This window comes from Microbacterium hominis NBRC 15708 (assembly GCF_001592125.1).
Taxonomy (GTDB): domain Bacteria; phylum Actinomycetota; class Actinomycetes; order Actinomycetales; family Microbacteriaceae; genus Microbacterium; species Microbacterium hominis.
The window spans coordinates 140,996-165,832 of sequence record NZ_BCWI01000005.1 but is presented as its reverse complement, the minus strand read 5'-3'; the positions used below and the strand labels follow the sequence as shown (position 1 = coordinate 165,832).

General features: G+C 72.1%; 25 protein-coding genes and 2 tRNA genes. 17 read left to right on the top strand and 10 right to left on the bottom strand.

Features of this window, described 5'->3' with window-relative positions; translation table 11 throughout:
- Positions 1-34: 34 nt before the first annotated feature.
- Complete coding sequence (gene pgm / locus MHO01S_RS06405; protein ID WP_060959078.1) at positions 35-1,678, bottom strand: phosphoglucomutase (alpha-D-glucose-1,6-bisphosphate-dependent); 1,644 nt, start codon at positions 1,676-1,678, stop codon at positions 35-37.
- Between the two features lie 32 nt (positions 1,679-1,710).
- On the bottom strand, positions 1,711-2,340 hold the full coding sequence (locus MHO01S_RS06400; RefSeq protein ID WP_223849034.1) for a hypothetical protein: 630 nt from the start codon (positions 2,338-2,340) through the stop codon (positions 1,711-1,713).
- A gap of 23 nt (positions 2,341-2,363) precedes the next feature.
- On the opposite strand from MHO01S_RS06400, the gene pheA reads away from it, so the two are divergent.
- Positions 2,364-3,347 (top strand): prephenate dehydratase, encoded by a 984-nt coding sequence (gene pheA, locus MHO01S_RS06395; RefSeq protein WP_060958986.1) that lies wholly within the window; start codon positions 2,364-2,366, stop codon positions 3,345-3,347.
- Between the two features lie 165 nt (positions 3,348-3,512).
- Here the strand turns inward: pheA and MHO01S_RS06390 are convergent, their stop codons facing one another.
- Positions 3,513-4,592 carry an LLM class flavin-dependent oxidoreductase gene (locus MHO01S_RS06390; RefSeq protein ID WP_061782013.1) on the bottom strand — a complete coding sequence of 360 codons (1,080 nt, stop codon included), beginning with the start codon at positions 4,590-4,592 and terminating at the stop codon, positions 3,513-3,515.
- 11 nt (positions 4,593-4,603) lie between these two features.
- Entirely contained in the window at positions 4,604-5,950 is a 1,347-nt protein-coding gene (locus MHO01S_RS06385; protein ID WP_061782012.1) for a cryptochrome/photolyase family protein, read from the bottom strand.
- A gap of 123 nt (positions 5,951-6,073) precedes the next feature.
- On the opposite strand from MHO01S_RS06385, the gene MHO01S_RS06380 reads away from it, so the two are divergent.
- Together MHO01S_RS06380 and MHO01S_RS06375 are read left to right on the top strand one after the other, a co-directional pair.
- Positions 6,074-6,625: a hypothetical protein gene (locus MHO01S_RS06380; RefSeq protein WP_060958988.1), complete on the top strand. Its 552-nt coding sequence runs from the start codon at positions 6,074-6,076 to the stop codon at positions 6,623-6,625.
- A 5-nt stretch (positions 6,626-6,630) separates the two neighbouring features.
- Positions 6,631-7,227 carry a TetR/AcrR family transcriptional regulator gene (locus tag MHO01S_RS06375; protein WP_060958989.1) on the top strand — a complete coding sequence of 199 codons (597 nt, stop codon included), beginning with the start codon at positions 6,631-6,633 and terminating at the stop codon, positions 7,225-7,227.
- Here the strand turns inward: MHO01S_RS06375 and MHO01S_RS06370 are convergent.
- A complete protein-coding gene (locus MHO01S_RS06370) occupies positions 7,224-8,246 on the bottom strand; it encodes a diacylglycerol/lipid kinase family protein (protein WP_060958990.1) in 1,023 nt (340 codons plus the stop codon). The two genes, MHO01S_RS06375 and MHO01S_RS06370, sit on opposite strands and share 4 nt — an antisense overlap.
- Before the next feature lie 153 nt (positions 8,247-8,399).
- Here MHO01S_RS06370 and serS point away from each other — a divergent pair, with 153 nt between their 5' ends.
- From serS to MHO01S_RS06345, 5 genes are all read left to right on the top strand, one after another.
- Entirely contained in the window at positions 8,400-9,680 is a 1,281-nt protein-coding gene (gene serS, locus MHO01S_RS06365) for a serine--tRNA ligase (protein WP_061782011.1), read from the top strand.
- Positions 9,677-10,600: an HAD family hydrolase gene (locus MHO01S_RS06360; protein WP_060958992.1), complete on the top strand. Its 924-nt coding sequence runs from the start codon at positions 9,677-9,679 to the stop codon at positions 10,598-10,600. The genes serS and MHO01S_RS06360 overlap by 4 nt, the downstream gene beginning before the upstream one ends.
- 114 nt (positions 10,601-10,714) lie before the next feature.
- Positions 10,715-10,799: transfer RNA gene (locus tag MHO01S_RS06355), tRNA-Ser, on the top strand.
- Positions 10,800-10,834: 35 nt separating this feature from the next.
- On the top strand, positions 10,835-12,133 hold the full coding sequence (locus MHO01S_RS06350; protein ID WP_060958993.1) for an LCP family protein: 1,299 nt from the start codon (positions 10,835-10,837) through the stop codon (positions 12,131-12,133).
- Positions 12,134-12,236: 103 nt separating this feature from the next.
- Positions 12,237-12,325, top strand: a tRNA-Ser gene (locus tag MHO01S_RS06345).
- A gap of 117 nt (positions 12,326-12,442) precedes the next feature.
- On the opposite strand, the gene MHO01S_RS06340 is transcribed toward MHO01S_RS06345, so the two are convergent.
- Entirely contained in the window at positions 12,443-13,879 is a 1,437-nt protein-coding gene (locus MHO01S_RS06340) for an RNA polymerase sigma factor (RefSeq protein ID WP_060958994.1), read from the bottom strand.
- 227 nt (positions 13,880-14,106) lie between these two features.
- Here MHO01S_RS06340 and MHO01S_RS06335 point away from each other — a divergent pair, with 227 nt between their 5' ends.
- The 7 genes from MHO01S_RS06335 to MHO01S_RS06305 all read left to right on the top strand — a co-directional run bounded on the left by MHO01S_RS06335 (position 14,107) and on the right by MHO01S_RS06305 (position 19,341).
- Positions 14,107-14,727: a hypothetical protein gene (locus MHO01S_RS06335; protein ID WP_060958995.1), complete on the top strand. Its 621-nt coding sequence runs from the start codon at positions 14,107-14,109 to the stop codon at positions 14,725-14,727.
- Between the two features lie 67 nt (positions 14,728-14,794).
- Complete coding sequence (locus MHO01S_RS06330) at positions 14,795-15,415, top strand: hypothetical protein (protein WP_060958996.1); 621 nt, start codon at positions 14,795-14,797, stop codon at positions 15,413-15,415.
- Positions 15,412-15,996: a hypothetical protein gene (locus MHO01S_RS06325; protein WP_060958997.1), complete on the top strand. Its 585-nt coding sequence runs from the start codon at positions 15,412-15,414 to the stop codon at positions 15,994-15,996. The genes MHO01S_RS06330 and MHO01S_RS06325 overlap by 4 nt, the downstream gene beginning before the upstream one ends.
- A gap of 2 nt (positions 15,997-15,998) precedes the next feature.
- Positions 15,999-17,375 carry an RCC1 domain-containing protein gene (locus MHO01S_RS06320; RefSeq protein WP_157553746.1) on the top strand — a complete coding sequence of 459 codons (1,377 nt, stop codon included), beginning with the start codon at positions 15,999-16,001 and terminating at the stop codon, positions 17,373-17,375.
- Between the two features lie 3 nt (positions 17,376-17,378).
- Positions 17,379-18,068, top strand: a complete 690-nt coding sequence (locus MHO01S_RS06315; RefSeq protein WP_157553745.1) for a hypothetical protein — start codon at positions 17,379-17,381, stop codon at positions 18,066-18,068.
- Entirely contained in the window at positions 18,065-18,742 is a 678-nt protein-coding gene (locus tag MHO01S_RS16635; protein WP_061782009.1) for a hypothetical protein, read from the top strand. Before MHO01S_RS06315 ends, MHO01S_RS16635 begins: the two co-directional genes overlap by 4 nt.
- On the top strand, positions 18,739-19,341 hold the full coding sequence (locus tag MHO01S_RS06305) for a signal peptidase I (protein ID WP_061782008.1): 603 nt from the start codon (positions 18,739-18,741) through the stop codon (positions 19,339-19,341). The genes MHO01S_RS16635 and MHO01S_RS06305 overlap by 4 nt, the downstream gene beginning before the upstream one ends.
- A gap of 13 nt (positions 19,342-19,354) precedes the next feature.
- On the opposite strand, the gene MHO01S_RS06300 is transcribed toward MHO01S_RS06305, so the two are convergent.
- On the bottom strand, positions 19,355-20,470 hold the full coding sequence (locus tag MHO01S_RS06300; RefSeq protein ID WP_061782007.1) for a sensor histidine kinase: 1,116 nt from the start codon (positions 20,468-20,470) through the stop codon (positions 19,355-19,357).
- Positions 20,467-21,129 carry a response regulator gene (locus tag MHO01S_RS06295; protein WP_060959002.1) on the bottom strand — a complete coding sequence of 221 codons (663 nt, stop codon included), beginning with the start codon at positions 21,127-21,129 and terminating at the stop codon, positions 20,467-20,469. Before MHO01S_RS06295 ends, MHO01S_RS06300 begins: the two co-directional genes overlap by 4 nt.
- Before the next feature lie 177 nt (positions 21,130-21,306).
- On the opposite strand from MHO01S_RS06295, the gene MHO01S_RS16860 reads away from it, so the two are divergent.
- Positions 21,307-21,900, top strand: a complete 594-nt coding sequence (locus MHO01S_RS16860; RefSeq protein WP_255266070.1) for a hypothetical protein — start codon at positions 21,307-21,309, stop codon at positions 21,898-21,900.
- Positions 21,900-23,294, top strand: coding sequence for a bifunctional lysylphosphatidylglycerol flippase/synthetase MprF (locus MHO01S_RS06290; protein ID WP_255266069.1), 1,395 nt, complete (start codon positions 21,900-21,902; stop codon positions 23,292-23,294). Before MHO01S_RS16860 ends, MHO01S_RS06290 begins: the two co-directional genes overlap by 1 nt.
- Here MHO01S_RS06290 and MHO01S_RS06285 read toward each other — a convergent pair.
- Positions 23,266-24,135 carry a PhzF family phenazine biosynthesis protein gene (locus MHO01S_RS06285; protein WP_060959003.1) on the bottom strand — a complete coding sequence of 290 codons (870 nt, stop codon included), beginning with the start codon at positions 24,133-24,135 and terminating at the stop codon, positions 23,266-23,268. The two genes, MHO01S_RS06290 and MHO01S_RS06285, sit on opposite strands and share 29 nt — an antisense overlap.
- A gap of 23 nt (positions 24,136-24,158) precedes the next feature.
- The gene (locus MHO01S_RS06280; protein ID WP_061782006.1) at positions 24,159-24,764 is read right to left on the bottom strand and encodes a TetR/AcrR family transcriptional regulator; all 606 of its coding nucleotides are present in this window, start codon (positions 24,762-24,764) and stop codon (positions 24,159-24,161) included.
- Positions 24,765-24,837: the final 73 nt, after the last annotated feature.

Below are 24,837 nucleotides of genomic sequence, written 5' to 3'. Positions count from 1 at the left end.
CCGTGTGTGACGCGACGTCAGGCGTCGCGCGACGTCACGAGTCGGCCAGGGCCGCGGAGACGACGGCGCGGGCCTCGGCCTGCACCTCGCGCAGATGCTCCTCACCGCGCAACGACTCGGCGTAGAGCTTGTAGACGTCCTCGGTGCCGGACGGGCGCGCGGCGAACCAGGCGTGCTCGGTCTGCACCTTCAGGCCGCCGATCGCGGCGCCGTTGCCCGGCGCGTGGGACAGCTTCGCGGTGATCGGCTCGCCGGCGAGCTCCGTCGCGGTGACGGCCTCCGGAGCGAGCTTGGACAGCGCCGCCTTCTGTGCGGGGGATGCCGGGGCGTCCACGCGCTGGTAGGCGGACGCGCCGAACTCGGCCTCCAGCTCCGCGTAGCGCTGCGACGGGCTCTTGCCGGTGACCGCGATGATCTCGGCGGCGAGCAGGCACAGCAGGATGCCGTCCTTGTCGGTCGTCCAGACGGTGCCGTCGACACGGAGGAAGGACGCCCCCGCCGACTCCTCGCCGCCGAACGCCACCGAGCCGTCCAGCAGGCCCGGAACGAACCACTTGAAGCCCACGGGCACCTCGAGCAGGCGCCGACCGAGCGACGCGGCGACCCGGTCGATGATCATCGACGACACGAGCGTCTTGCCGACGGCGGCGTCGGCCGGCCACTGCGGGCGGTGCGCGTACAGATAGTCGATCGCGACGGCGAGGTAGTGGTTCGGGTTCATCAGGCCGGCGTCGGGTGTCACGATGCCGTGCCTGTCGGCATCCGCGTCGTTGCCGGTGAGCACGTCGTACTCGTCGCGGCGGGCGACGAGCGCGGCCATCGCCGAGGGCGACGACGGATCCATGCGGATCTTCTCGTCCCAGTCGAGCGTCATGAAGCGCCACGTCGGGTCGACCTCGGGGTTGACGACCGTGAGGTCGAGGCCGTAGCGCTCGCCGATCAGCGCCCAGTACTCGACGGACGCGCCGCCGAGCGGGTCGGCGCCGATGCGGACGCCGGCGCGGCGGATGGCCTCCACGTCGATGATGTTCGCGAGGTCGGCGACGTAGCCCTCGCGGAAGTCGTAGCTTCCGAGCGTGTCCGCATCGATGTCCTTGAACGGGGTGCGCGCGACCCCGTCCAGGCCCGCGGCGATCAGGGCGTTGGCCCGGTCGGCGATCCACCCGGTGGCATCCGTGTCGGCCGGCCCGCCGTGCGGCGGGTTGTACTTGAAGCCGCCGTCGCGCGGCGGATTGTGCGACGGGGTGACGACGATGCCGTCGGCGCGGCCCGGGTCGTCCAGGGCGCGGCCGCGGTTGTAGGTGAGGATGGCGTGGCTGAGGGCCGGCGTCGGCACCCACGCGTCGCGGGAGTCGATGCGCACGTCGACGCCGTTCGCGACGAGCACCTCCACCGCGGTGCGCTCGGCCGGCAGCGACAGCCCGTGGGTGTCGCGACCGAGGAACAGGGGGCCGGTGATGCCCTGGGCCGCCCGGTAGTCGACGATCGCCTGGGTGGTCGCGAGGATGTGGTCCTCGTTGAAGCTGGTGCTCAGCGACGACCCGCGGTGGCCGCTCGTGCCGAACGCGACGCGCTGTTCGGGAACGGACGGATCGGGTCTGCGGTCGTAATAGGCGGCGATGAGCTCATCGATGTCGATGAGGTCGGAGGCTTCGGCTGGCTGTCCTGCGCGGCTCATGTCCACAGTCTGTCACTGCGGCGGGCCGGCGGTCACTTCCGATGCAGGACCGAGGCTGCCGTGCTGTCGGACAGCTTGTTGATCAGCGTCAGCGTGTCGGGCTTGCAGCCGTACTTCGCGTCGGTGATCGGGGCGTTCGAGATCTGCTGGCTGATGGCACCGGCATCCGTGCCCTTGCCGTCGATCGTCGCGACGATCTCCATGCCCGAGGTGTCCTGCGTCTGGCTGCCGATGCCGTTGCCGGTCACGGTGTAGGTGCCGGTGATGGAGCCCTTGAACTGGATGAGGGTGACCGTCCCGGAGATGTCGACCGCGACCCGCTCCGCGGGGGTCCACGTGTACGACCCGTCCTTGCGCAGCTCGAGATCCGCGGTGCCGGTCGCCGTGAAGGTGGCACCCGAGCTCGCCATCAGCGAGTTCACGTCGTTGTAGAACGCCGTCACCTGATCCTGGCCCATGTGCCACTCGCCGACGAGACAGGCGAGATCCGCGGTCGGAGACGGGGAGGGCGTCGGCGTCGGTGTGGGTGTGGGCGTGGTGCTCGCGGAGCCGCTGGGGCTGGGCTCGGTCGCCGGCTTGTCGTCGACCGGTGCGCAGGCGCTCAGGCTCAGGGCGAGGGCTGCTGCGGTGACGACGGCGAGAGAGGAGAATCGGCGGATCACCCCTTCAGCGTAGGCTGTCACCCGTGACTTCCGCGCCTTCGTCGACCGCGGCACCCGCGGCACCGCTGCCCTCGCGCCGCACCTACAGCTATCTCGGTCCGGCCGGAACCTTCACGGAGGCGGCCCTCGCGCAGGTGCCCGAGGCGCGCGATCAGATCTGGCGTCCGGTGCGCAACGTCGCGGAAGCGCTCGCCGATGTCGTCGACGGCCGCTCGGATGCCGCGATGATCGCGATCGAGAACTCGGTCGACGGCGGGGTCTCCACGGCGCAGGACGCGTTGGCGACGATGCCCGGGCTGAGAATCGTCGGTGAGTATCTCGTGCGAGTCAACTTCGTGCTCGTCGGCCGCCCCGGCATGCGCCTCGAGGACGTGCGACTCGTGGCCGCGCACCCGGTCGCCTACGGCCAGTGCCTGCGGTGGTTGTCGGCGACGCTGCCCGACCACGCCCACCTGCCCGCGTCGAGCAATGTGGCCTCGGCGGTCGACATGATCGAGGGCGTGAGCGACGCGGATGCGGCCATCGCACCTCCCGGCATCCTCGAACACCACGACCTCGAGTTGCTGGCCGAGGAGATCGGCGACAACGCCAACGCCGTGACGCGTTTCGTGCTCGTGAGCCGCACGGTGTCGGCGCCGCCGCCCACCGGCGCGGACAAGACCTCGCTGATCGTCGAGCTGCCCGAGGAGTATCCGGGAGCGCTGCTCGAACTGCTGGAGCAGTTCGCGACGCGCGGCATCAACCTCTCGCTGCTCGCGTCGCGGCCCATCGGCGACGCTCTCGGCCGCTACCGCTTCGTCATCGACGCCGACGGCCACATCCAGGACGAGCGCATGGCCGACGCCCTCCTGGGCCTGCGCCGCTTCAGCCCGAAGGTCATCTACCTGGGGTCGTACCCGCGCGCGGACCGCGCCATCGTGCACTACCCCGACCGCTACTCCGACGAGGTGTTCGTCGAGGCCCGCGACTGGCTGCGCGGCCTCATCTCCGGAGCCCCCGAGGCCTGACGCCTGCGGCGGGGCGTTTCGACTCGTCGCTGCGCTCCTCGCTCAACGACCGGGGATGCGCCTGTTACCGGTCGTTGAGCGAGCGCAGCGACCGGGGGTGCGCCTGTTACCGGTCGTTGAGCGAGCGCAGCGAGTCGAAACGCACTGCGCGACGCGTCTGCGGAGTCAGGCCGCGAGCAGCTCGAGAGTCTGGATGCGGCCGGTCGCGCTGTCCATCGCCTCACCGTCGTAGGCTCCCGAGACGGGGGAGATCATGACCTCGTCGACGCCATGGCGCTCGGCGAACGCGGCCAGGGCCGCGCGGGACTCTTCGCCCGTGCCGACGAACCAGCGGCGGCGCAGAGCATCGATGAGCGGGGCCGCGAGGCGGTCCTCCGCTTCCGCCGCGGCGGCCTGCTCGACGGTCTCGAGCGCCGTCAGCGGGCGGCCGCCGCGCAGCCGCGCCATCATGCGCGCCTGCGGCAGCATCCGCTCCTCGGCCTCCGCCGCCGTGGGCGCGACGACGGCGTTGGCGGTGAGGAAGGTGCGCGGGGCGTCGAGATGGGCCGACGGCTGGAACTGCGCGCGGTAGAGATCCAGCGCGCGCTCCAAGCCCTCGCCCGAGAAGTGGTTCGCGAACACGTACGGCAGCCCGAAGGCCGCGGCGAGCTGGGCGGAGTAGTCGCTCGAGCCGAGCAGCCAGACCTCCGGAGCGCCCGTGGCGGCGGGGGTCGCGTGGATGCCGTATCGATCGTCCCCGTCGCCGCGACCGGTCAGGCGCACCGTGGCGCCGTCGGGCGACATCAGCGCCGAGATGTCGCGCACGTGCTCGGGGAAGCGGTCGACGTCGCTGGACGTGCCGCTCATCCGCAGCAGCTGGGTGATGACCGGATCGCTTCCGGGCGCGCGTCCGAGCCCGAGGTCGATCCGTCCCGGCGCGATCGCCTCCAGCGCGGCGAACTGCTCCGCCACCACGAGCGGGGCGTGGTTGGGCAGCATCACTCCGCCGGAGCCGACCCGGATGCGCGACGTGCGGGCCGCGGCCGCGGCGATGAGCACCGGCGGCGTCGTCGAGGCCACCGCGGGCATGTTGTGGTGCTCGGCGAACCAGTAGCGGCGGTAGCCGAGCTCGTCGGCCCGCTGGGCCAGGGCGAGGGAGGAGGCGACCGCCTGGGTGCTGGTCTGATCGGTGCGGACGGGGACGAGATCGAGGACGGAGAGCGCAGGAGACATCGTCGGAGACAACCCGGCGGGCGGTCCTCGCATTCCGCGAGCGCTCAGCCGGCGCGCTTGACCTCCTCGTACGCCGCCAGCGCGGCGTCGCGGGTCTCCTTGAGATCGACGATCGGCTCGCGCTCCGCGGCATCCGGCGCCCATTCGCGGACGTACCGCCCGTCGGCGTCGAACTTCTTCGCCTGCAGCTCGGGATTGAAGATGCGGAAGTAGGGGGCGGCGTCGGCGCCCGACCCGGCCACCCACTGCCAGTTGAACGGGTTGCTGGCGGCATCCGCGTCCACGAGCGTGTCCCAGAACCACTCCTCGCCGCGGCGCCAGTCGATCAGCAGGTTCTTGATGAGGAAGGATGCCGTCACCATCCGCACCCGGTTGTGCATGAAGCCCGAGACCCAGAGCTCCCGCATCCCGGCATCCACGAGGGGCACGCCCGTCTCGCCCCGTTGCCACGCCCGCAGCATCGAGGGCTTCAGCCGCGGCCAGGGGAACGCGTCGTAGGCGGGCTTGAGGTTCTTCGTCGCCAGGTCGGGGGCATGGAAGAGGGTGTGCCACGCGAACTCCCGCCAGCCCACCTCGGAGAGGAACCCGCCGACGCGCGCACCCGACGACACCGCCGCGTGCCAGACCTGGTGGGGGCTCAGCTCGCCCCACCGCAGCCGGGGCGACAGCATCGAGGTCGCCCCGCCCGCGGGCTCGTCGCGGGCCCGGTCGTAGTCGGCGACGTCCTCGGCGAGGAACGCGTGCAGGCGCCGCCGCGCCGCCGGCTCGCCGGGCGTCCAGCGCTCGCGGAGGCCGCCCGCCCAGTCGGGCGCCGTCGGCAGCAGTCCCCAGTCGTCGAGGTCGTCGGATGCCGGCGGCGCCGGCGGCCCTGCGATCTCGCGGGGCTCGGGCAGCGGCTCGCGCGGCGCGGGCAGCTGCTGGCAGGCCCGCCAGAACGGCGTGAAGACGCCGTAGGGCGTGCCGGCGCCGGTGCGGACGGTCCACGGCTCGAACAGCAGGGATGCCGCGAACGAGCTCACCTCGTGGCCGTCGGCGCGCAGCGACTCCTTGAGGCCCGCGTCGACCGCGCGCTCCGGCGCGCTGTAGCGCCGGTTCCAGAAGACGGCGCCGGCGCCGACCTCCGCGGCGAGGCGGGGGATGACCTCGGCGGCGGCGCCGCGGCGCAGGACGAGCGCGGTCCCCTTCTCGCGGAGCCCGTCGGCCAGGGCGGCGAGCGAGTGGTGCAGCCACCAGCGGGCGGCGCCGCCGAGGGGACGGAAGCCGGGGGACTCCTCGTCGAGCACGAAGACGGCCACCACCGGTCCGCCGCGGTCCACCGCCGCCCGCAGCGCGGGGTTGTCCGCGAGGCGGAGGTCGTCGCGGAACCAGACGAGACTCGGGGATGCCGACATGCTCTCCATGGTGCCGGGTGCGTCGGGCCGCGGCGAGCCCTTGCGTGCGCGGTGGGGATGGCGGTACGCGGCGGGAATCTTTGTGAGTACAGTTGTACTCACAAAGAGGGAGAGGTGGGTCGCATGATCGTGACGCTGATCGTGGCGTGCGAGGTCGGGTTCTGGGTGGCCGTGCTCGCCGGCCTCCTCGCGCGCTACCCGCTGCGGCGGCCGCGGCTGGGGGCGGCGCTGCTGATCGCGGCTCCGGCGATCGACGTGGTGCTGTTGACCCTCGTGGCCGTCGACCTGCTCCGCGGCGGGACCGCCTCGTGGCAGCACGGGCTGGCCGCGATCTACATCGGCTTCTCGGTCGCCTTCGGCCATCAGGTCATCGCGTGGGCCGACGTGCGCTTCGCGCACCGCTTCGCCTCCGGGCCCCCGCCCGTCAAACTCTCGGGTACCGCGTACACGATCGCGTGCTGGAAGGACGTGCTGCGCACCATCGTCATGGTCGTGATCGCGGGCGGTGTCACGTGGGGGCTGATCGCGCTCGCCCGCGACGGCAACGGGACGGACGAGCTGCTGATCAACGTCCGGATCCTCGGGATCATCCTCGCCGCCGACGTGATCTGGGCCGTGAGCTACACGATCTGGCCGCGGCGCGCCCCCTCGTCGCCGCCCGTCGGGGCACACTAGCTCTCGTGCCCCGGCTCATCGACCACGACGCCCGCACGCGAGAGATCGCCGCGGCCTCGCTGCGCGTGCTCGAGCGCGACGGCCTCGCGGGACTGTCGGTGCGTGGCGTGGCCGACGAGGCGGGCATCGCGGTCGCGTCGCTGCGGCGCACCTTTCCCACGCAGCACGCGCTGCGCGAGCACTGTCTGCTGCTCATCGATCAGCGGGTGTCCGCGCGTATCGCCGGGCTCGGCGGGCACTTCTCAGGACGGCGGCTCGCCGAAGAGATCCTGGAGCAGCTGCTGCCCCTCGATCACGACCGGAGGGTGGAACTGCTCGCCCAGATCCAGCTCGGGGTGCTCGCTCTCACCGATGCGCGGCTGCACGACTCGGTCCGGCGCCTCAACCGCGGGGTCGCCGCGGCGTGCCGCGCGTGCATCGAGCTTCTGCGGGAGGCCGGCGACCTCGGCGCCGGGCGTGACCTGGGCCTGGAGGCCGAGCGGCTGCACGCCCTGCTGGACGGCGCCGCCCTGCACGCGGTGTGGGGCGGGGACGATGACGCGGAGGCGGCGCGCCGCCTGGTCGTCGCGCATCTCGACGACATCGCCCGGCACCCGCGCTAGAGCGCGGGGGAGGTGTGCCCGGAGGGCACGGCGAGCCGGAGCGAGGCGGCGTGTATGCGGACGTCCACCGCGGTCGCCTCGCCGAACTCGTCGCCGTCGAGCTGCACGGGCGTGGCGGCGCCGGCCGCGATCTGGATGCCGGTGCCCCGCGCGTACCGGATCGAGTTGTCCTTGGTCCGCAGTCGCAGGATCCGGCGACCCGTGCGGAAGCGTCGCAGCACGCTGTTGTCCCACGCGACGCGGCGCCAGACCGCGAGCCAGCCGAAGGCGGTCTTGGGCTGGAAGATCGCGATGTCGAGCTGGCCGTCGGCCACCGACGCCTCGGGGATGAGCTCGAGCCCGGCCGGCAGTGACCCGCAGTTCGCGAACAGTACGCTCTGCACCTGGGCGCGATGCATCCGGTGACCGGCGACCTGGTACATGATCGAGAACGGCTTCGCCTTCACGAGCGAGCGTGCGGCACCGTCGACGTACGCGACCCAGCCGACCTTCTTCTTCAGGTCGCCGCTGGTGTTGGCGATCATCGCGGCATCCAGGCCCATTCCGCCCATCACGACGAACGCACGCTCTTCGCGCTCGCCGTCGGGGCGGACGAGTTCCGCGAACCCGACGTCGATCGCCTGCACGTCGCCCTCGAACGTCGCCGCGATCATCGCGTCGGGATCGGTGAGCGGCAGCTGGAGGTTCCGGGCGAGCAGGTTGCCGGTGCCGCTCGGCACGATCGTGAGGGGCACCTCGGACCCGGCCATCGCCTCGCTGACGGCGCGGACCGTGCCGTCGCCCCCCGCCACGAGGACGGCGGCGGCTCCGGCGTCGATCGCTTCGCGGGCCAGCCCGTCGCCGAGCTCGTCGACGGTCGTCTCGAAGAAGAGGGGCTCGCCCCAGCCGGCGTCCGAGGAGTGGCTCGTGACGGCGGCGCGCAGAGCGTCGGCATCCACCTTGATGGGGTTGTAGACGAGCGCCGCGCGACGGCGCGACACCTCGTCACCGGAGGGCGCAGTGACGTCAGCAGGTGCCATGTGGCTAAACATACCCGGCGGTGAACATGAGCGGCGGGGCGGGCACGTCCGGGGAGACCAGGCCCGTCGGGCTCGTCCACTCGAGGACTCCGCCCGGACGCTGGACGACCCGCCACGCCGAGCGCGCGCGACCCCGCGAACTAGACTTGTCGGGTGATCGATCTCGCTCTCCTCCGTGACAACCCGGACCTCGTCAAGCGCTCGCAGCAGGCCCGCGGCGAGTCGCCCGACACGGTCGACGATGCGATCGAGGCCGACCGTGCCCGACGCGCCGCGATCACCGCCTTCGAGGAGCTGCGCGCCGCGCAGAACGCCCACGGCAAGACCGTCGCCGCCGCGCCCAAGGAGGACAAGCCCGCGCTCGTCGCCCAGGCGAAGGAGCTCAGCGACCGCGTCAAGGCCGCACAGCAGGCCGTCACGGTCGCCGAGGAGGCGGCGGATGCGGCCCTCGCGCGCATCGAGAACATCGTCATCGACGGCGTTCCGGCCGGGGGCGAAGAGAACTTCGTCACGGTGCGGACGCACGGCGAGCCGGCATCCTTCGACTTCGAGCCGCTGGACCACCTCGCCCTCGGCGAGAAGCTCGGCGCCATCGACATGGAGCGCGGCACCAAGGTGTCGGGCAGTCGCTTCTACTTCCTGACCGGCATCGGAGCGCGCCTCGAATACGCGCTCATGTCCCTCGCGCTCCAGCGCGCCGTGGATGCCGGGTTCATCCCCATGATCCCGCCGACGCTCGTGCGTCCCGAGGTCATGCGCGGCACCGGATTCCTGGGGCAGCACGCCGACGAGGTCTACAAGCTGGAGGCCGACGATCTCTACCTCGTCGGCACGAGCGAGGTCCCGCTCGCCGGCTACCACATGGGGGAGATCCTCGACCTGACGGCGGGCCCCAAGCGCTACGCCGGCTGGTCGACCTGCTACCGCCGCGAAGCGGGCTCGTACGGCAAGGACACCCGGGGCATCATCCGCGTGCACCAGTTCAACAAGCTCGAGATGTTCGTCTACACGACGCCCGAGGACGCCGAGGCGGAGCACCTGCGGCTCGTCGCGCTGCAGGAGCAGATGCTGCAGGACCTCGGCCTGAGCTACCGCGTGATCGACGTCGCCGCGGGCGACCTCGGCTCCAGCGCGGCCCGCAAGTACGACGTCGAGGCGTGGGTCCCCACGCAGGGCTCGTACCGCGAGCTCACCTCGACGAGCAACTGCACGACCTACCAGGCGCGCCGGCTCGACGTGCGGCACCGGCCCGCCGTCGAGGGCGGCGGCGCGGGCAAGACCGCGCCCGTCGCGACCCTCAACGGCACCCTCGCCACCACCCGCTGGATCGTGGCGCTGCTCGAGACGCATCAGCGGGCCGACGGCTCCGTCGTGATCCCCGAGGTGCTGCGGCCCTACCTCGGCGGCCTCGAGGTGGCGGAGCCGATCGCGTGACGAGCGCCGGAGAAGAGCTGCCGCACACCGGAGCGGTGTCGGTTGTCGCGCAGAAAGACGCGGCTCACCTCATCGAGACCAGTGCGGACGACACCGAGAATCCGACGATCGTCACCGAGCGCCTGCTCATCGCCCTCGACGTCGACGGCACCGTGCTGCTGGAGGACGAGACGCTCAGCCCGGGAGTCGTCGAGGCGATCGCGCACGCGCACCGCGCCGGGCACGAGGTGATGCTCGCCACCGGGCGCAGCTGGGAGGGCACGCGCGGCATCCAGCACGTGCTCGAGCTCGCTCCCGATTACGCGGTCTGCTCCAACGGGGCGGTCATCATGAAGAGGGTCGGCGGCGACTTCGCCGAAGAGGGCCGGTACGAGCGCTTCCACATCGAGACGTTCGATCCGTCGGAGGTGGTCGGGCTGCTGCGCGCGCACCTGCCGCACGCGAAGTACATGGTCGAGCTCGCCGACGGCGAGCGGCTCTACACGGAACGCCTCGACGACTGGAATCTGGCGAACGCGCGACGCGTCGACTTCGCCGAGCTGGTCGCCCAGCCGGTGTGCCGTGTCGTCGTCGTCTCGCCCGACGAGACCGACGAGGACTTCCTCGAGCTCGTCGGCCGCATCGGCCTGAGCAAGGTGTCGTACGCCGTGGGCTGGTCGGCCTGGCTCGACATCGCTCCGCAGGGCGTCGACAAGTCGACCGCGCTGGAGCGCGTGCGCACCTGGTTGGGCGTCGAGCCCGACCGGGTGCTGGTCATGGGGGACGGGCGCAACGACCTCGGGATGTTCCGGTGGGCGCTGGAACACGGCGGACGCGCGATCGCGATGGGGCAGGGGCCCGAAGAGGTGCGCCGCGAGGCGGGGGAGATCACGGCATCCGTCCACGCCGGCGGTGTCGCGGACGTCCTGCGGCAGCTCTGAGCTGCCGACGACACGACCCGCGCTTTCAGCGGCTGCCCAGGCGCAGGCGCGAAGATGGGCACGGTCCGTCGACTAGACTCGACGCCTGTCTGGGGATGCCGCGGCGTCCGTCAGGGAGGGTTGTCCGAGCGGCCGATGGACCCGGTCTTGAAAACCGGTGGGCAGAGATGTCCCGTGGGTTCGAATCCCACACCCTCCGCAGGAGCGGTCGTGTCCGCTGTCGAAAGGTCCCCCGTGAGCCCACGCCCCGAGCGCCCTCGTCGGCAGCCCGTCGCCCGACACGGCATCCTGAAGTCGCCCCACCCGCTCTCGCAGGTGCTCGCGATCCTCGCCGCCGTCGTCGCCGTCGCCGTGATCAGCACGACGGCCGTCGGGGCGTTCTACGTGTGGGACGCCACCCGCGCCGTGGAGGCCGCCGGTGTCTCCATCGGCGGCGATGACGAGCAGCTGCCGCCCACGCTCGGTGAGATCGAGGGCGGCGTCAACATGCTCGTCGTCGGCACCGACTCGTGTGAAGGCGACAATGCCTCGCTCTCCAGCGCGTGCCAGAACCACGACACCGAGGGTGAACGCAACGACGTCACCATGCTGGTGCACATCTCCGATGAGCCGCGGCGTGTGACCGTCGTCTCCTTCCCCCGCGACATGATCGTCCCGATCCCGTCGTGCACGGGCGAGGACGGCACACAGTACTCGGCCATGAGCGGTCAGATGCTCAACTCGTCGTACATGTACGGTGGCCTGTCCTGCACCGTTGCCACGATCAAGAAGCTGACCGGCATCGACATCCAGTTCGCGGCCGCGACGCGGTGGACCGGCGTGATCAACATGTCGGACGCCATCGGCGGTGTCGACGTGTGTGTCGCCGACGACATCTTCGATGCGCACACGGGGCTGAACCTCACGAAGGGCGACCACACGCTCACCGGCGTCGAGGCGCTGCAGTTCCTGCGCACGCGCTACGCCATCGGCGACGGTTCGGACCTCGGGCGTATCTCCAACCAGCAGCAGTTCCTCAGCTCGCTGGTGCGCAAGTTGCAGTCGGAGGGGGTGCTCGGCAACCCCGCGACGCTGTTGAACCTCGCCAACACCGCGCTGCAGCAGGTGACGTCCGACCCGCCGCAGGTCGTGCTGAGCAAGAGCCTCGCGAACCCCCAGAAAATGGTGCAGATCGCCATGGCCGTGCGCAGCGTGCCCTACCAGGACATCGTCTTCGTGCAGTATCCGACGGTCTACGCAGCCGATGGCCTGCGTGTCGACCCGGTGACGTCGGCGGCGAAGGTGCTCTTCGATGCCCTCGCCAACAACCAGCCGATCCAGCTGACGGGCTCCACGAGCGACGGCTACGGAACCGAGGTCGTCGGCGAGGCCACGCCCACGCCCAGCGACCCGGCCACACCGGAGCCCACGGCGACAGCGGATGCCGGCGCCACCGCGGCGGCGCCCACGCCGACGCAGGAGGCCGTGCAGCTGCCGAGCTCCATCACGGGTCAGACGGCGGCGCAGGTCACCTGTACGGTCGCGCAGCGCTGACGCGCGGGCACGGGCCGGATGGCGCGGCCTCCGGTTCGGCGGGAGGGCTCGGACCGGTTATGATTGCCGGGTGCGTTCGCGCGGCTCCGGCCGCGCAGCGCCTGGAGACGTCGCATAGTCAGGCCTAGTGCACCACCCTGCTAAGGTGGAGTCCCCTTACGGGGACCGAGGGTTCAAATCCCTCCGTCTCCGCTCTCACGGACGTTAGAGTCGACCTCGCACGGAGACGTCCACCGACGAGCGGGTTCGCGCCCCGGCATCATCCTCGTCGTGCGCGGGAATCGCCGCCGACGCGGTGCGGGCGACGGGTCATAGCCGCGTCTTCCGCCGCTGGGCGCGCAGGACGGCTGCGAGGCCGAGCGCGAGCAGCGCGGACGCGAGGGGGATGAGGGGCATCGGGGTGGCGCCCGTCGAGGCGAGCGCGCTCGAGGGTGGGACGGACCAGTGGCCGGCGCCCGGCGCCGCATCGACATCGGCGGAGGCCCAGACGCGGACCACCAGCGTGGCGGCGAGGGTCTGATCGGTGTCGTCGGGGTGCCGCGTGAGGACGCCGCTCACGGTGGCCGTTCCGCCCGGCGCGAGGCGCCCGAGCGACAGGCTCCCCTCGGCGTGGGAGGACAGGAAGGGCTCGCCGACGGCGGCGCCGTCGCGCCGGATCTGGTGCGTGGGCTCCTCGCCCGCGTGCGCGGGCGACGTGTCGAACTCGACGTACAGCGCGATCTCGTCGCTGGAGGAGCTCGTCACCTCCGACGACCACTCCACGCTCTCGCCGGGTGCCGGCATCGGCAGCGTGATCTGCGCGGGGTCGGCTGCGATGGCGACCGCGCCGGCGCGCGTCGTCCCCTCCGACTCCTCCGACGGCCCGCGCGGCCCGGTCGGCATCGGTGACGCCTGCAGCAGAGCCAGCGCAAGGCTTCCCGCGGCGACGATCAATGCCGCCATCATCGCGATGATCGTCTTGCGCGGAGGGCGGCGGGGCGGGTCGGAGGCGAGGGCGACCGCGGCGTCGGGGCTCGCGAGCACCGCGCCGGACACCAGGGCGAGCAGCATCACCGCCAGCAGCGAGCCGCGCCCCAGCTCTTCGGTCAGCGACCGCTCCATCGACGGGCACACGTCGCACGCGGAGGAGTGCCGGCGGAAGTCCGCGACGTCCCGGCGGGCGGCGCGGCCGGTCACGACGCGGGCGAGCAGGGCGGGATCCACGCCGCACGCAGGCGGGTTGAGGTCGACGTAGGCCTTCGCGTACCCGTAGCGGAGCGTGCTCCGGGCGCGATGCAGGATGGTGGACACGTTCGAGGAGGACTTACCGATCGCCTCGGCCACCTCGGCGCGCGAGCGGCCCTCGACGATGACCGCGAGCACGACGGTCCGCTGCACCCCGTCGAGAGCGTCGAGCGCGCGGTAGGCGAGGGCGCGCGCATCCTTCGCGGCGATCTCCTCGGCGATGTCGGTCACCACGGCGTCGAGCTGCTCGTCGACGACGGTGACGACCCGCCCGCCGGTGAGCTGCGCGCGCCGCACGACGTTGCGGGTGGTGGTGTAGAGGTAGGCGCGCAGATTCGCGATGGACGACAGCCGCTCCTCGTCGAAGGCGAGGAGCACGGCGAACGCCTCGGCGACGGCGTCATCGGCTCCCGCCGGATCCGAGCCCAGCCGGATCGCATACCCGCGCAACGCCGCCGCCGACGCCGCGAACTCCTCCGCCAGTCGTTGGCGTGAGCTCGTGCCCTCTCGCACGCTGTCCACCGCGTCCGCCCCTCGTCGTGTGCGTCGCGGGAGAGGCCGTCCCCGGTCATCGGAGACCCGGCCCCTCTTGACGCCTAGCAAGAATAATTGATAATCAAAAAATAACCGATGATCCTGTGACGAAGCCCCATCGTCGTGCTCTTACCAATGAGACCGCTGTTGCGGTGGGGACGCGGGCGCATCCCGTCGGCCCCCAGCTCACCATCGAAAAGTAAGGAAACACACTCATGGCACACACGACCTCGCGTGGGACGAAGCGACTCGTCGTCGCCGGTGGCTCCCTCCTCGCCGTCGCCGGCCTCATCACCGCGGCGGCGTTCACCGACTACGCCAACCTCAACCTCGGAAACGGCACCGACGACGGCATCGGCGGCGAGAACGCCCGCTTCAACATCCAGGTCGTCGGCACCGACGACGCCGGCGTCCCCGTGCCGGGCACGTGGCAGGAGGCGAACACCCCCGAGGGCGTCAACATCGCCGTTCCGGGCGCCGACCTGATCACGCCCGGCGACACCATCTCGGTGGACATCCCCTTCCGCAACGAGAGCCCGGCGCTGAGCGCCGACATCGCGTTCTCGCTGCAGGACCGCCCCGGCTACGTCTCCGACGCGCAGATCGCCGAGGCGCTGCGCTACAGCGTGCTGGTGGACGGCGTCGCGATCGTGACCGACGCGACCCAGGCGGTCGTGGCCGACCTCGACCTCGGGCTCTACACCTCCGGTCAGGACGGTGTCCTCACCGTGAGCATCACCCTCCCGGACCAGGGCAGCAACGACGCCAACAACGCGCTGCAGGGCCAGATCTCGTACGTGCAGGCGCACTTCGACGCGGCATCCGTCCAGCCGTGAGTCCGTCGGGGTGGCGGCCTGGCCGCCACCCCGACCGCAACACCGTCCCAGGAACGAGAACGAGGCAATGAGAGTACAGAGAACGGGCCGGGTCCGGGCCCTCCTCGCCGTCGGCGCGGTCTTCGCGGCAAGCGGCTTCCTGACGGCCGCAGCCCTCAGCGACTCCGCCGAGGTCGTCGTGACGATGGATGCCTCCCGAAACGGCTTCGATCTCATGACCGCGGGCAGCGCGCTGTCCGGCTGGCAGCCGGAGGCGACCGACTGGGCGCAGGGAAGACCCGACTCCTACCAGATCGCCCTCGACGGCCCCGACGGCGGCGGCTATCCGCTCGCTCCCGGGGGCTCGATCAGCCTGCGCGTCGCCGTGCTGAACGCGAGCCCGCGTCTGACCGGCGCCGTGTCCCTCGCGATCGATGATCCCTTCCCACGCGGCAACGAGATCGATCCCGACACGGGACGCTTCGTCGAACTCTTCGATCAGCTCGTCTTCACCGTCTCGCACGACGGGGTCGTCGTCCTCGACGGGGTGCCGGCACCGGAGCTGCCCTCCACCGTCTGGGCCGGAGAGATCGCGTCGGGCCAGTCGGAGACCTTCGACGTCGTCATCCATCTGCCCGACACGGTCGACGACCGCTGGCAGCAGGCCTCGACGGACATCCGCTTCCACTTCGCAGGAGAGAACCGATGACCCCCTCCGGTCGGCGCACCCGTGACCGCCTCCTCATCCTCCTCGCCGGAGCCACGACCCTGGGACTGCTGGTCGGCGTGAGCGCCGCCGCGTTCACGGATGACGCGTACGGCCAGCTCGCTCCGGTGGGCGGGCACTTCGACCTCGCCTTCGAGGCGCCGGACGGCAGCATCGTCCAGGGCAATCCGGAGGTCTACGAGCTCGACACGACCGGTCTCGGTCCGATCCGGCCCGTCGGGGCGGAGGATCCGCAGCGTATCGAGCTGCGCGTCCGCAACAACGGCACCGTCCCCGCGGGCGAGGTGACCCTCACCATGCGCTCCCTGCTGCCGACGCAGCCGGCGGATGCCGACGGCGTGGTGCGTGACCCCTTCACCATCCTCATCGTCTCGGTCTGGGTCGACGGCGCGCTCGTCGCCGATGCGGTGCCCGCCGACTCCCTGACGGCGACGATCCCGGACTGGTCCGTCGGCCAGACGCGGACGGTCGTCATCCAATCCTCCTATCCCACCGGTCTGGGCACCCCCTTCTACTACGGCAGGGACGTCCGACTCGGACTCCTCGTGACAGGAACGACGTGAACGTGAACTCTTCATCCCCGACGACGCCCTCCCGATCCTCGCGGCGTCGCCGCATCGGCGGCACCGTGCTCGCCGCCGTGCTCGCGGTGGCCACGGCGAGCACGGTCGCAGCCCCGCAGCCCACGCTGGCGGCCTACACCGACACCGCCGAGGCGGCCGCGGACACCTACACGAGCCCCGCGGTGTACATGGCCGTGTCGACCCAGTTCAGCGGAACCTCGGCGGCATTGTCCGACGGATACGTCTGGGTGTGGGGGTACAAGAACAGAGGGATGAGCGGCAACGGCGTCCAGAACGACACGAACTCGGCGCCGACGCCGGTGTACAGTCTGCCGAACGTCACCAAGGTGGTCGGCGCGTCCGACCTGAGCGACGCCTTCGGTACCTTCGGCGCGCTCACGGAGTCCGGCGAGGTCTACACGTGGGGATCGAACAAACTCGGGCGTCTGGGCATCGGCTCGACGACAGGGAACGCCGACTACCGAGACACACCGCAGAAGGTCGCCATCCCCGATGACGAGAAGGTGATCGACATCGGCTCGATGCGGGCGACGATGGCGGTGCTCACCGAGTCCGGCAAGGTCTACACGTGGGGCTCGGGCCAGTACGGCCAGGCCGGGAACGGGAGCACCACGACGTCGGCGGGTCCCAACTCTCCGTATCTCGTCATGAGCAACGTGCACTCCATGCACGTCGGGCAGCGCCTCACCTGGGTCGTCACCCGCGACAACGAGGTGTACTGGTGGGGCCGCAGCTACGGGGGCGAGTCGGGGATGGGCACCGCCTCCACCACCAACAACCACACGCCCAGGCTCGTGCCCGCCCTCACGGAGATCGCGGAGTCGTGCGAGGGGCCCGCGGTGGCCGTGTACGGCGAGGACACCTGCTCGATCGTCGCGATCACCTCCTCGCGTCAGGCCGCCGCCCTCCTCACCCGGGACGGGACCGTCTACACCTTCGGCTCGCGCAACTACAGCCAGCTCGGCAGGGAGGCCACGGCGGCGACCGCCGTCCAGGTGCTGCCCATCACCGTCGATGGCCCCGTCGCGCGCGTCTCGGCCGGCAACTACCACTTCCTCGTGCTGACGGACGACGGCGACGTGTGGGGCTGGGGTGACAACGCCCGCTGGGCGGCCTCGGGCAACATCCGTCCGGACGGCACCACGGGGCAGGGCACGACCGCCGCCTCCACGCCGATCAAGCTTCCCCTCACCGACATGATCGGGATCGGCGGGTCTCGGGACACCAGCTACGCGACGCGGAGCGACTCGGTGCTGATCGGGTGGGGCGACGGGCGCGACGGAGCCATTCCGGGCGCCGAGCTGGACCGTCGCACCTTCACGCCCCTCGCTCTGCCCGGCATCCGGACGGAAGGCTGACCGATGCGCGCACACTCCTCCACCTCGACGACGGGACACCCTGTGGGAACGACGAACACCGCGGCCGCACCGGCCCGACGTCGACGAGCGCTCCCCGCGTTCGTCGTCGCCGGCCTGCTCGGGCTGATCGCCGCCGGCTCCTCTGCGTCGGGCGCCGCCGCGTCGTCGCCGCTGATCGATGCGACGCCCGCGACGGTCACGATCGAGGCACCTGCTCCCGGTGAGGAGCAGAGCTGGCAGATGGCCGTGCGCAACGTGTCGGGCGGCGAGATCTCGCTGAGCGTGCGCATCGAGGGCGAGGCGGAACGCCTGTTCTCGGGCCCCGAGCCGTTGCGTCTGCGACTGTCGGACACCTCGACGGGTGTCGCCGTGGTGGCCGCCGCGGCGGGCGACGCCGTCGGCACCAGCGTCGAGCTGCCGGCGCTCGCCGCCGGAGAGACCTATCGGCTCGACGGCCTCGTCGCGCTGCCCATCGAGGCGGGCGACGAGTACCAGAACGCCGGGGGCACGCTGACGTTCCGGTTCGACGCGCAGGCCGCGGAGGCGCAACCCGACCGGCTGGCGACCACCGGTGGGGTCTGGGCGTCGGGCGTCCTGGTGGCAGCCGCGCTGGCCCTGGCGATCGGCATCCTGCTGCTCGCCCGCCGCCGTCGCGACCGAGAGAACGTCGAGAACGAAGGAGGGACGCGATGAGCACCCGTCGTGAGCGCACACGCGAGACCCGGCGCCGGCGGCGCGCGACGCGCAGGAACGCGGTCGCGGTGGTGCTGTCCGGAGGACTCCTGCTGGCCGGCGCGGTCTCCGTGTCGGCGGCGGCCCTCGCCGACCGTGCATCCCTCAACCTGAGCGGCGAGGCGAGCGAGGGCATCGGATTCGACGGCACCTTCGAGGTCGCCCTGGTCGACCAGACCGGGCTCGTGCACGTGGCGCCGTCGTCGGCGCCGCTGAGCTGGCCCGTCGCCGCGGGCGATGAGCTCATGCCCGGAGGCACGGTGAGCGTCGACATCCCCGTGATCAACAACACCGAGCGTCTCGGCGCCGAGGTCGCCGTCACCGTCGTCAGCCAGGGGTCCGGCTCGGCCGACCCCGACATCACCCCGTGGCTGCGCTTCACCGCGACGGATGCCGCCGGTGCCGTGATCTTCGCCGACGCCACTCTGGCCGAGGCGACGGGAACCCTCGCGGTGCTGGCGCCGCGCGGCGCGGCACCGCTGGCGGACGGGGCCGCGTACATCGCGGGGGCGACCGGCAGCGCCGGCGCCGTGCACCTGGAGATCCACTACCTCGACGAGCCCGAGACCGCGTCGCTGAACGGTGGTCGATCGCTCCTGAGCGTACGCTTCGGCGCGGCCTCGGTGACTCCGTGACACCCGCGCCCGCAGACGGCGACGCCCGCCCCCGCCTGTCGCCCGGGCTCCGCGTCTACGCGGCGATCCGTTCCGGCCTGCTGACGATCGCGGCGCTGCTCGGCGTGGTGTGCATCGCGGTCTTCGCGCTCGCGCTGATCACCGGCATCCGCCCCGTCGTCGTCATCTCCGGCTCGATGGAGCCGGAGATCCCGGTCGGGGCGGTCGTGTTCACGCAGTCGGTGGCGGCCGCGGAGTTCGTGCCGGGCGACATCGTCACCGTCGAACGGCCCCGAGGGCTGGGACTCGTGACGCACCGGCTCGTCTCGAGCACCGATCTCGGCGACGGGACCTTCTCGTTCGTGCTGCGCGGCGATGCCAACGACGTCGACGACCCTCAGCCGTACACCGTGACCAGCGCCGGACGCTACGTGTTCCACGTGGTCGCGCTCGGCTACGTCACCCTGCTGCTGCAGAGCACCCAGGGCCTCTTCGTGGCCGGGGGCATCGCGCTCGCGCTGATCGCCCTGTTCATCCTCGACCCCGCGCGGCTGACGCGCCGGGAGGCGGATGCCGCGCCGCCGCCCGCCCCGGGCTACCGTCGCCGGGGTTCGAGCTGACGACGCACGGCCGTCAGCTGAGCTGGCGCGGCAGCGACAGCTCCACGACGAATCCCTCCGCCTCCGCCCGCGCGTCGAGGGTGCCGCCGAGGATCTCGGCGCGCTCGCGCAGCCCGCGCAGCCCGATGCCGCCGCCCGGCAGCTCGAGCGGGCGGGCCGTCCCGGCGCCGTTTCGCACCGTCACGCCCCACGCCTGATCGTTCTGCCAGAGCGCCACCGTGATGGGCGAGCCGGGCGCGTGCTTGCGGGCGTTCGTCAGCGCCTCCTGCACCGTGCGGTACACGGCCCGTTGGGCCGCGGCGCTGGTCGCCTCCGGGGCGGCGCCGGTCACGGTGATGGGCAGGCCGCTCGACCCGATGAGTCCGGGCAGCTCGGCCAGCGTCGGCTGCGGGGCCAGCCCGGGGCTGCGCGTGCCGGCGGCGCGCAGGAGCATCACCATCGACCGCAGCTCCTCCAAGGTCGTCGAGCTGAGGCGCCGAATGGATGCCGCCGCCTCCCGCACCGCGGGGTCGGCGGTCGTCATCTGCAGCGCGGAGGCTTGGACGGCGATCAGGCTGACCTGGTGCGAGACGACGTCGTGCATCTCTCGGGCGAGCTGGTTGCGTTCCCGGGCGAGCACCGTCTGGGCGTAGAGCTCGCGCTCGTGACGCTTCGTCGTCTCGATCTCCTCGATGCGCGCGCGCAGCGTGGCGGCCGTCTGCACGAGCTGACCGAGCAGGATCGGCGCGGCGGCGGTGGCGAGCTGATAGAAGAACGTCACCGCCGTCCAGCTCTGATCCCCGACCAGCCGCGCCGTGAGGGGCCAGCCGATCGCCTCGGCCGCCGCGAACACGGCGCCCGCGGCGACGAGGATCCACCGCGTGCGGCTGCGCACCGACAGGCTGAACAGGGCGATCACGGGCGCGGCGAGGATGTTGGAGATCAGGGCGGCCGGGACGGTCAGCGCGAACGCCCAGAGCGGCCAGCGTCGCCGGATGAGGAGCGCGGCGCAGGCCACGACGCAGGCGACGTAGGCGAAGGGATCCTCGGTGTCGGCGGACAGGTACACGTCGGCGGCGGCCACGGTGACCGTCAGCAGGTCGACGACCACCGGGGGGATCCGGCGCCACCACGCGGCCAGGGCGCTCACGAGGAGGCCTCCCGGTCGTCGAGGAGACCGGCGCGCTGAGCCGCGAGAGCGGCCTGCACGCGGCCGGCGACGCCGAGCTTGGCGAGGATGGCGCTGACGTGATCCTTGACGGTGCCCGCGCCCAGGTAGAGGCGCGCACCGATCTCGGCGTTCGAGAGTCCCTCCGCGACGAGCGCGAGCACCTGCTGCTCGCGTTCGGTCAGCGACGAGACGCGTTCGGCTTCGGCATCCGTCTTCGACGCGAGCCCGGGGTGCGCCTGAAGCAGCCGCTGCGAGGCGCGCGGCGCGAGGACGACGCCGCCGGCGGCGAGGGCGCGCACGTACTGGGCGAGCTGCTCCGGCTCGGTGTCCTTGAGGAGGAAGCCGGACGCGCCGGAGTTCAGCGCGGTCATGACGTACTCGTCCGCGTCGAACGTGGTGAGCATCGCGATCGCGGGTCGATCGGGCAGCGCCGCCAGCGCGCTCAGCAGCGTCAGCCCGTCGACCTGCGGCATCCGGATGTCGAGGAGGAGGACGTCGGGGCGTTCGGCCTCGATGACCTCCCACGCGTCGACCCCCGTCGCGCTCGCCACGACGCGGATGTCGGGGGTGGCGTTGAGGATCATCGTGAAGCCGCTGCGCACGAGCGCTTCGTCGTCGACGATGATGACACGGATCATCCCTGCACCTGCCTGTCGTCTCGTCCCGGGAGGCGAGCGCGACCCGGCCGCAGCCGTGACCGCCGCCACGTCCTCCATTCTGCTGCCGGACGACGGGATCCTTCGCCGCCGACCGGGTGGTTTGCTCCCGCCGATCGGCCGATGTGCCCGTGCCCCGTACGCAGTGGGATCGAGGGTGTGACCACTGCACGCACCGTCTCCCTCGCCCGCGCCGCCGCCCGCGCGGCCGTGCGCCACCCGCTGTCGCTGACCGTCGCGGTCGGTGTGCTCGGCGTCGGCGTCGCGAGCTCCGGCCTGGCCGATGGGCTCGCCCCCGAGGATGTGATCGGGCGCGTGCTGTCGTGGGCCGCGCTGATCGCCGTGCTCGCGGTCGCCGAACGGCAGGGGGGAAGCGTGCGCGCCGCGCTGGCCGCCTCGGTGGGCACGGCGGTCGCCGTGGTGCTGTCGTGGGGCGTGCTGTCGGCCCTCGCGGGCGTCGGCGAATCCCTGTCCGACGACGCCCTCCACTATCCGGCGTGGACGCCCTCGGTCACGACGGTGCTGCTGGTGGTGACCGTCTCCGGCGCGCTGCGTCTGGCGACCCGTCGCCGCATCCGCTGGGTCGCGGCGACGTTCGTGGTGGCGATGCTGCTCGTCAACGGCCACGCGTCCGACCTGTCCCGCGTCGTCGCGTTCGGGCTGGCTCTCGCGGCGGCGCCGTGGTGTCACCCTCGAGCGCGCACGCCGCGGCGCCCTGGCCCGCCGCGACGCGGAGCACGTGGCGGCGCCTGATGGCCTCCGCGGTGGTCGTCGTGGCGAGTGCTCTCGTGACGCTCGCGCCCGACGCGAGCGGGGTGCTGGCGCGCACCGGGGCGGCCGTCGATCCGGCCGTCGCCCCGCTGACGGCCGCCCTCCTGGTCGTGAGCGTGCTGCTGATCGCCATCGGTCGCGTGACCGGCGTCGTCGTGGCCGGCGGCGTGCTGCTGTTCGTCGCCGTGACGGTGTTCGCGGAGATCGTCGACCTCGCCGCCGACGGGACGATCCTCGCGCCGGGGCTCGGCGATCCGCGGGGGGAGTGGCGGATCGTGCTCGTGCTCGCCGGCATCTTCCCCGCCCTCGCGGCCCTGATCGTCGTGCTCGGGGTGCGCGCCGTCATCCGCCGCTCGGCCCCGGTGCCGACCGCCGAGGAGCGCTCCGCGGTCCGCGACACGCTCGTGCGCGACGGCTCGGGCGCGTTCGCGCACATGGCGACGTGGGCCGGCAACTCGATCTGGATCGGGTCGGATGGTGCGGTCGTCGCCTACCGGGTGCGCCACGGGGTCGCGATCACCGTGGGCGATCCGATCTGCACCGACCGCGCGGCCGCCGTCCGCTCCTTCGCGGCGTTCTGCGAGGAGCGCGGCTGGACGCCGGTCTTCTACAGCGTGCACGACGAGACGGCCGGCGCCCTCGACGCGGTCGGATGGTCGCGGATGCCGGTAGGAACCGAGGCCGTGCTCGCCACCGCGGGCTTCAGCGTGGCGGGCAAGCGGCGTCAGGACCTGCGGACGGCCGTCAACCGGGCGGCGCGGGAGGGGGTCGAGGCGGTCTGGACCCGTTACGTCGATCTCGACGAGCCGACCCGCGCTCAGGTCGAGGAGATCTGCGCCGTGTGGGCCCACGGCCGAGCGCTGCCGGAGATGGGCTTCACGCTGGGCGGCCTCGACGAGCTGCGCGATCGCGACGTGCGTCTCATGCTCGCGCGCGCCGCGGACGGCCGCGTGCACGCGGTCACCAGCTGGCTTCCGCGTCGGTGCGACGGCGTCGTGGTGGGATGGACGCTCGATGTGATGCGGCGCGCCGAGCATGCGATGCCGGGCGCGATGGAGTTCGCGATCGTCTCGACCGTCCGCCGGGCCGAGGCCGACGGGGTGCCGACGGTCAGTCTCTCGGGCACGCCGCTGGCGCCGCACGACGGGGCGACGCGCGGGCGTCTGTCGCGCCGCGTCGTGCGCGCGCTCGAGCCGGCGTACGGCTTCTCGTCGCTGGAGAGGTTCAAGTCCAAGTTCGGCGCCGCCCACGAGCCGCTGTGGATGTGCTTCCCCGAGACCGTGCAGTTGGGCCGCATCGCTCCGGCCCTCGTCAAGACCTACGTCCCGGACCTGCGCCTGCGCGGCGTCATCGCGACCCTGAAGGCGATGGCATGAGCACGGCGGCGCCCGACACGCGGATGCCGCCGTGGGCGGGGATGTCGACGGTCAGCAGCCCCGGGCGACCGACGTGGGCGCCCTGCGCGATGGTGACACGGGCGGGCACGCGGACCGCATGCAGCTCCCGCAGGTACGCGCCGACCGCCGCGGCGGCGGATCCGGTGGCCGGGTCCTCCGTGATGCGGCCGACGGGGAACAGGTTGCGCGCCACGAAGCGGTCGTCGCCGAGGCGGTGGACGACCGCGATCGTGGCGGGCCACCCCCGCTCGTCCAGGAGCGCTCGGACGCGATCGGGGTCGAAGCGGAAGCCGTCGAAGACCCGCCGGTCGGCGAGCGCGATCACGGGGTGGGGGTTCCCGGCGTCGCTGAGGCGCGGCGGGAGCGCCGGATCGAGGTCGGACGACGCCAGAGCGAGCAGGTCGAGGATCGCGTCGCGGTCCTCGATCGGCAGCGGACGCACCGACGGCGGCACGCTCGTGAACGCGGCGCGGATGCCGTCGGCGTCCCGTTCGAGCTCGATGCGGATGTCGCCCACGGGGGTGGCGAACACGATGGCGTCTCCCGCGAGGTCGCCGCGTTCGGCGACGGCGACCGCGGTGGCCACCGTCGCATGCCCGCAGAACGGCACCTCGGCGATGGGGGAGAAGTAGCGGATGCGGCGGGCGCCGTCTTCGCGGGTGCCGATCACGAAGGCGGTCTCGGCGAAGTCGACCTCGGCCGCGATCCGCTGCATGGTCGCCGCGTCGAGCCCGCGTGCGTCGAGCACCACGCCGGCCGGGTTGCCGCCCTCGGGGTCGGAGGTGAAGGCGGCGTAGCGCAGGACGTCGGGAACGGTCATCGTCCCAGGCTAGGGCGCCGGCCTCAGCGGGGCGACTGGAGCAGGCGCGCGAAGGTGCGCAGGGTGTCGCTGAGTCCGAGGGACGGCTCGAGCAGCCACTGGATCTGCAGACCGTCGGATGCCGCGATCAGCAGGGCGGCGAGGTCTTCGGCGGGCACGTCGTCGCGGATGTCGCCGGCCGCCTGCTGCGTGCGGAAAGAGGCGGTCAGCTCCGCGCGCACCCGGTCGAAGCGTGCGGAGAAGAACTCACGCCCGACGTCGTTGCCGGCCTCCAGCGAGGCGGCGAGCAGGGTCGAGTAGAGCTGGACGAGCCCCGGCACGTCGACGTTGGCGATCGCGGCGTCGATCATGGTGTCCACGCCCGGCGGGCCGGACGGGCTCGCCGTCGCGTTGCGGCGGGCCTCGGCGTGCGCGTAGACGGCGACGAGCAGCTGCTCGCGCGAGTCGAAGTAGTGCAGCAGGGCGGCGTGCGAGACGCCGATCGCCTCTGCGATGCGCCGCAGCGACGTGCCGTCGGCGCCGCGCTCGCGGAAGACCTCGATCGCGCGGTCGAGGATCTCCTGGCGGCGGGCGACGCCCTTCGGCTGCAGTCCGCGCCGACCGATCACCGCCTCGTCGTCCGTGCTCACGGCATCCAACCTAGCCGATGGCGGGAAACAAAACCTCCAGGTGGAGGTTTTGTGATACCGTCGCCTCAGCGCC

Excerpts from the sequence above, each read along its gene's own strand:
- pgm (WP_060959078.1), bottom strand. The coding sequence starts at position 1,678 with ATGAGCCGCGCAGGACAGCCAGCCGAAGCCTCCGACCTCATCGACATC.
- MHO01S_RS06390 (WP_061782013.1), bottom strand. The coding sequence starts at position 4,592 with ATGCGAGGACCGCCCGCCGGGTTGTCTCCGACGATGTCTCCTGCGCTC.
- MHO01S_RS06385 (WP_061782012.1), bottom strand. The coding sequence starts at position 5,950 with ATGTCGGCATCCCCGAGTCTCGTCTGGTTCCGCGACGACCTCCGCCTC.
- MHO01S_RS06380 (WP_060958988.1), top strand. The coding sequence starts at position 6,074 with ATGATCGTGACGCTGATCGTGGCGTGCGAGGTCGGGTTCTGGGTGGCC.
- MHO01S_RS06370 (WP_060958990.1), bottom strand. The coding sequence starts at position 8,246 with ATGGCACCTGCTGACGTCACTGCGCCCTCCGGTGACGAGGTGTCGCGC.
- MHO01S_RS06335 (WP_060958995.1), top strand. The coding sequence starts at position 14,107 with ATGGCACACACGACCTCGCGTGGGACGAAGCGACTCGTCGTCGCCGGT.
- MHO01S_RS06330 (WP_060958996.1), top strand. The coding sequence starts at position 14,795 with ATGAGAGTACAGAGAACGGGCCGGGTCCGGGCCCTCCTCGCCGTCGGC.
- MHO01S_RS06325 (WP_060958997.1), top strand. The coding sequence starts at position 15,412 with ATGACCCCCTCCGGTCGGCGCACCCGTGACCGCCTCCTCATCCTCCTC.
- MHO01S_RS06315 (WP_157553745.1), top strand. The coding sequence starts at position 17,379 with ATGCGCGCACACTCCTCCACCTCGACGACGGGACACCCTGTGGGAACG.
- MHO01S_RS16635 (WP_061782009.1), top strand. The coding sequence starts at position 18,065 with ATGAGCACCCGTCGTGAGCGCACACGCGAGACCCGGCGCCGGCGGCGC.
- MHO01S_RS06295 (WP_060959002.1), bottom strand. The coding sequence starts at position 21,129 with ATGATCCGTGTCATCATCGTCGACGACGAAGCGCTCGTGCGCAGCGGC.
- MHO01S_RS06290 (WP_255266069.1), top strand. The coding sequence starts at position 21,900 with ATGGCCTCCGCGGTGGTCGTCGTGGCGAGTGCTCTCGTGACGCTCGCG.
- MHO01S_RS06285 (WP_060959003.1), bottom strand. The coding sequence starts at position 24,135 with ATGACCGTTCCCGACGTCCTGCGCTACGCCGCCTTCACCTCCGACCCC.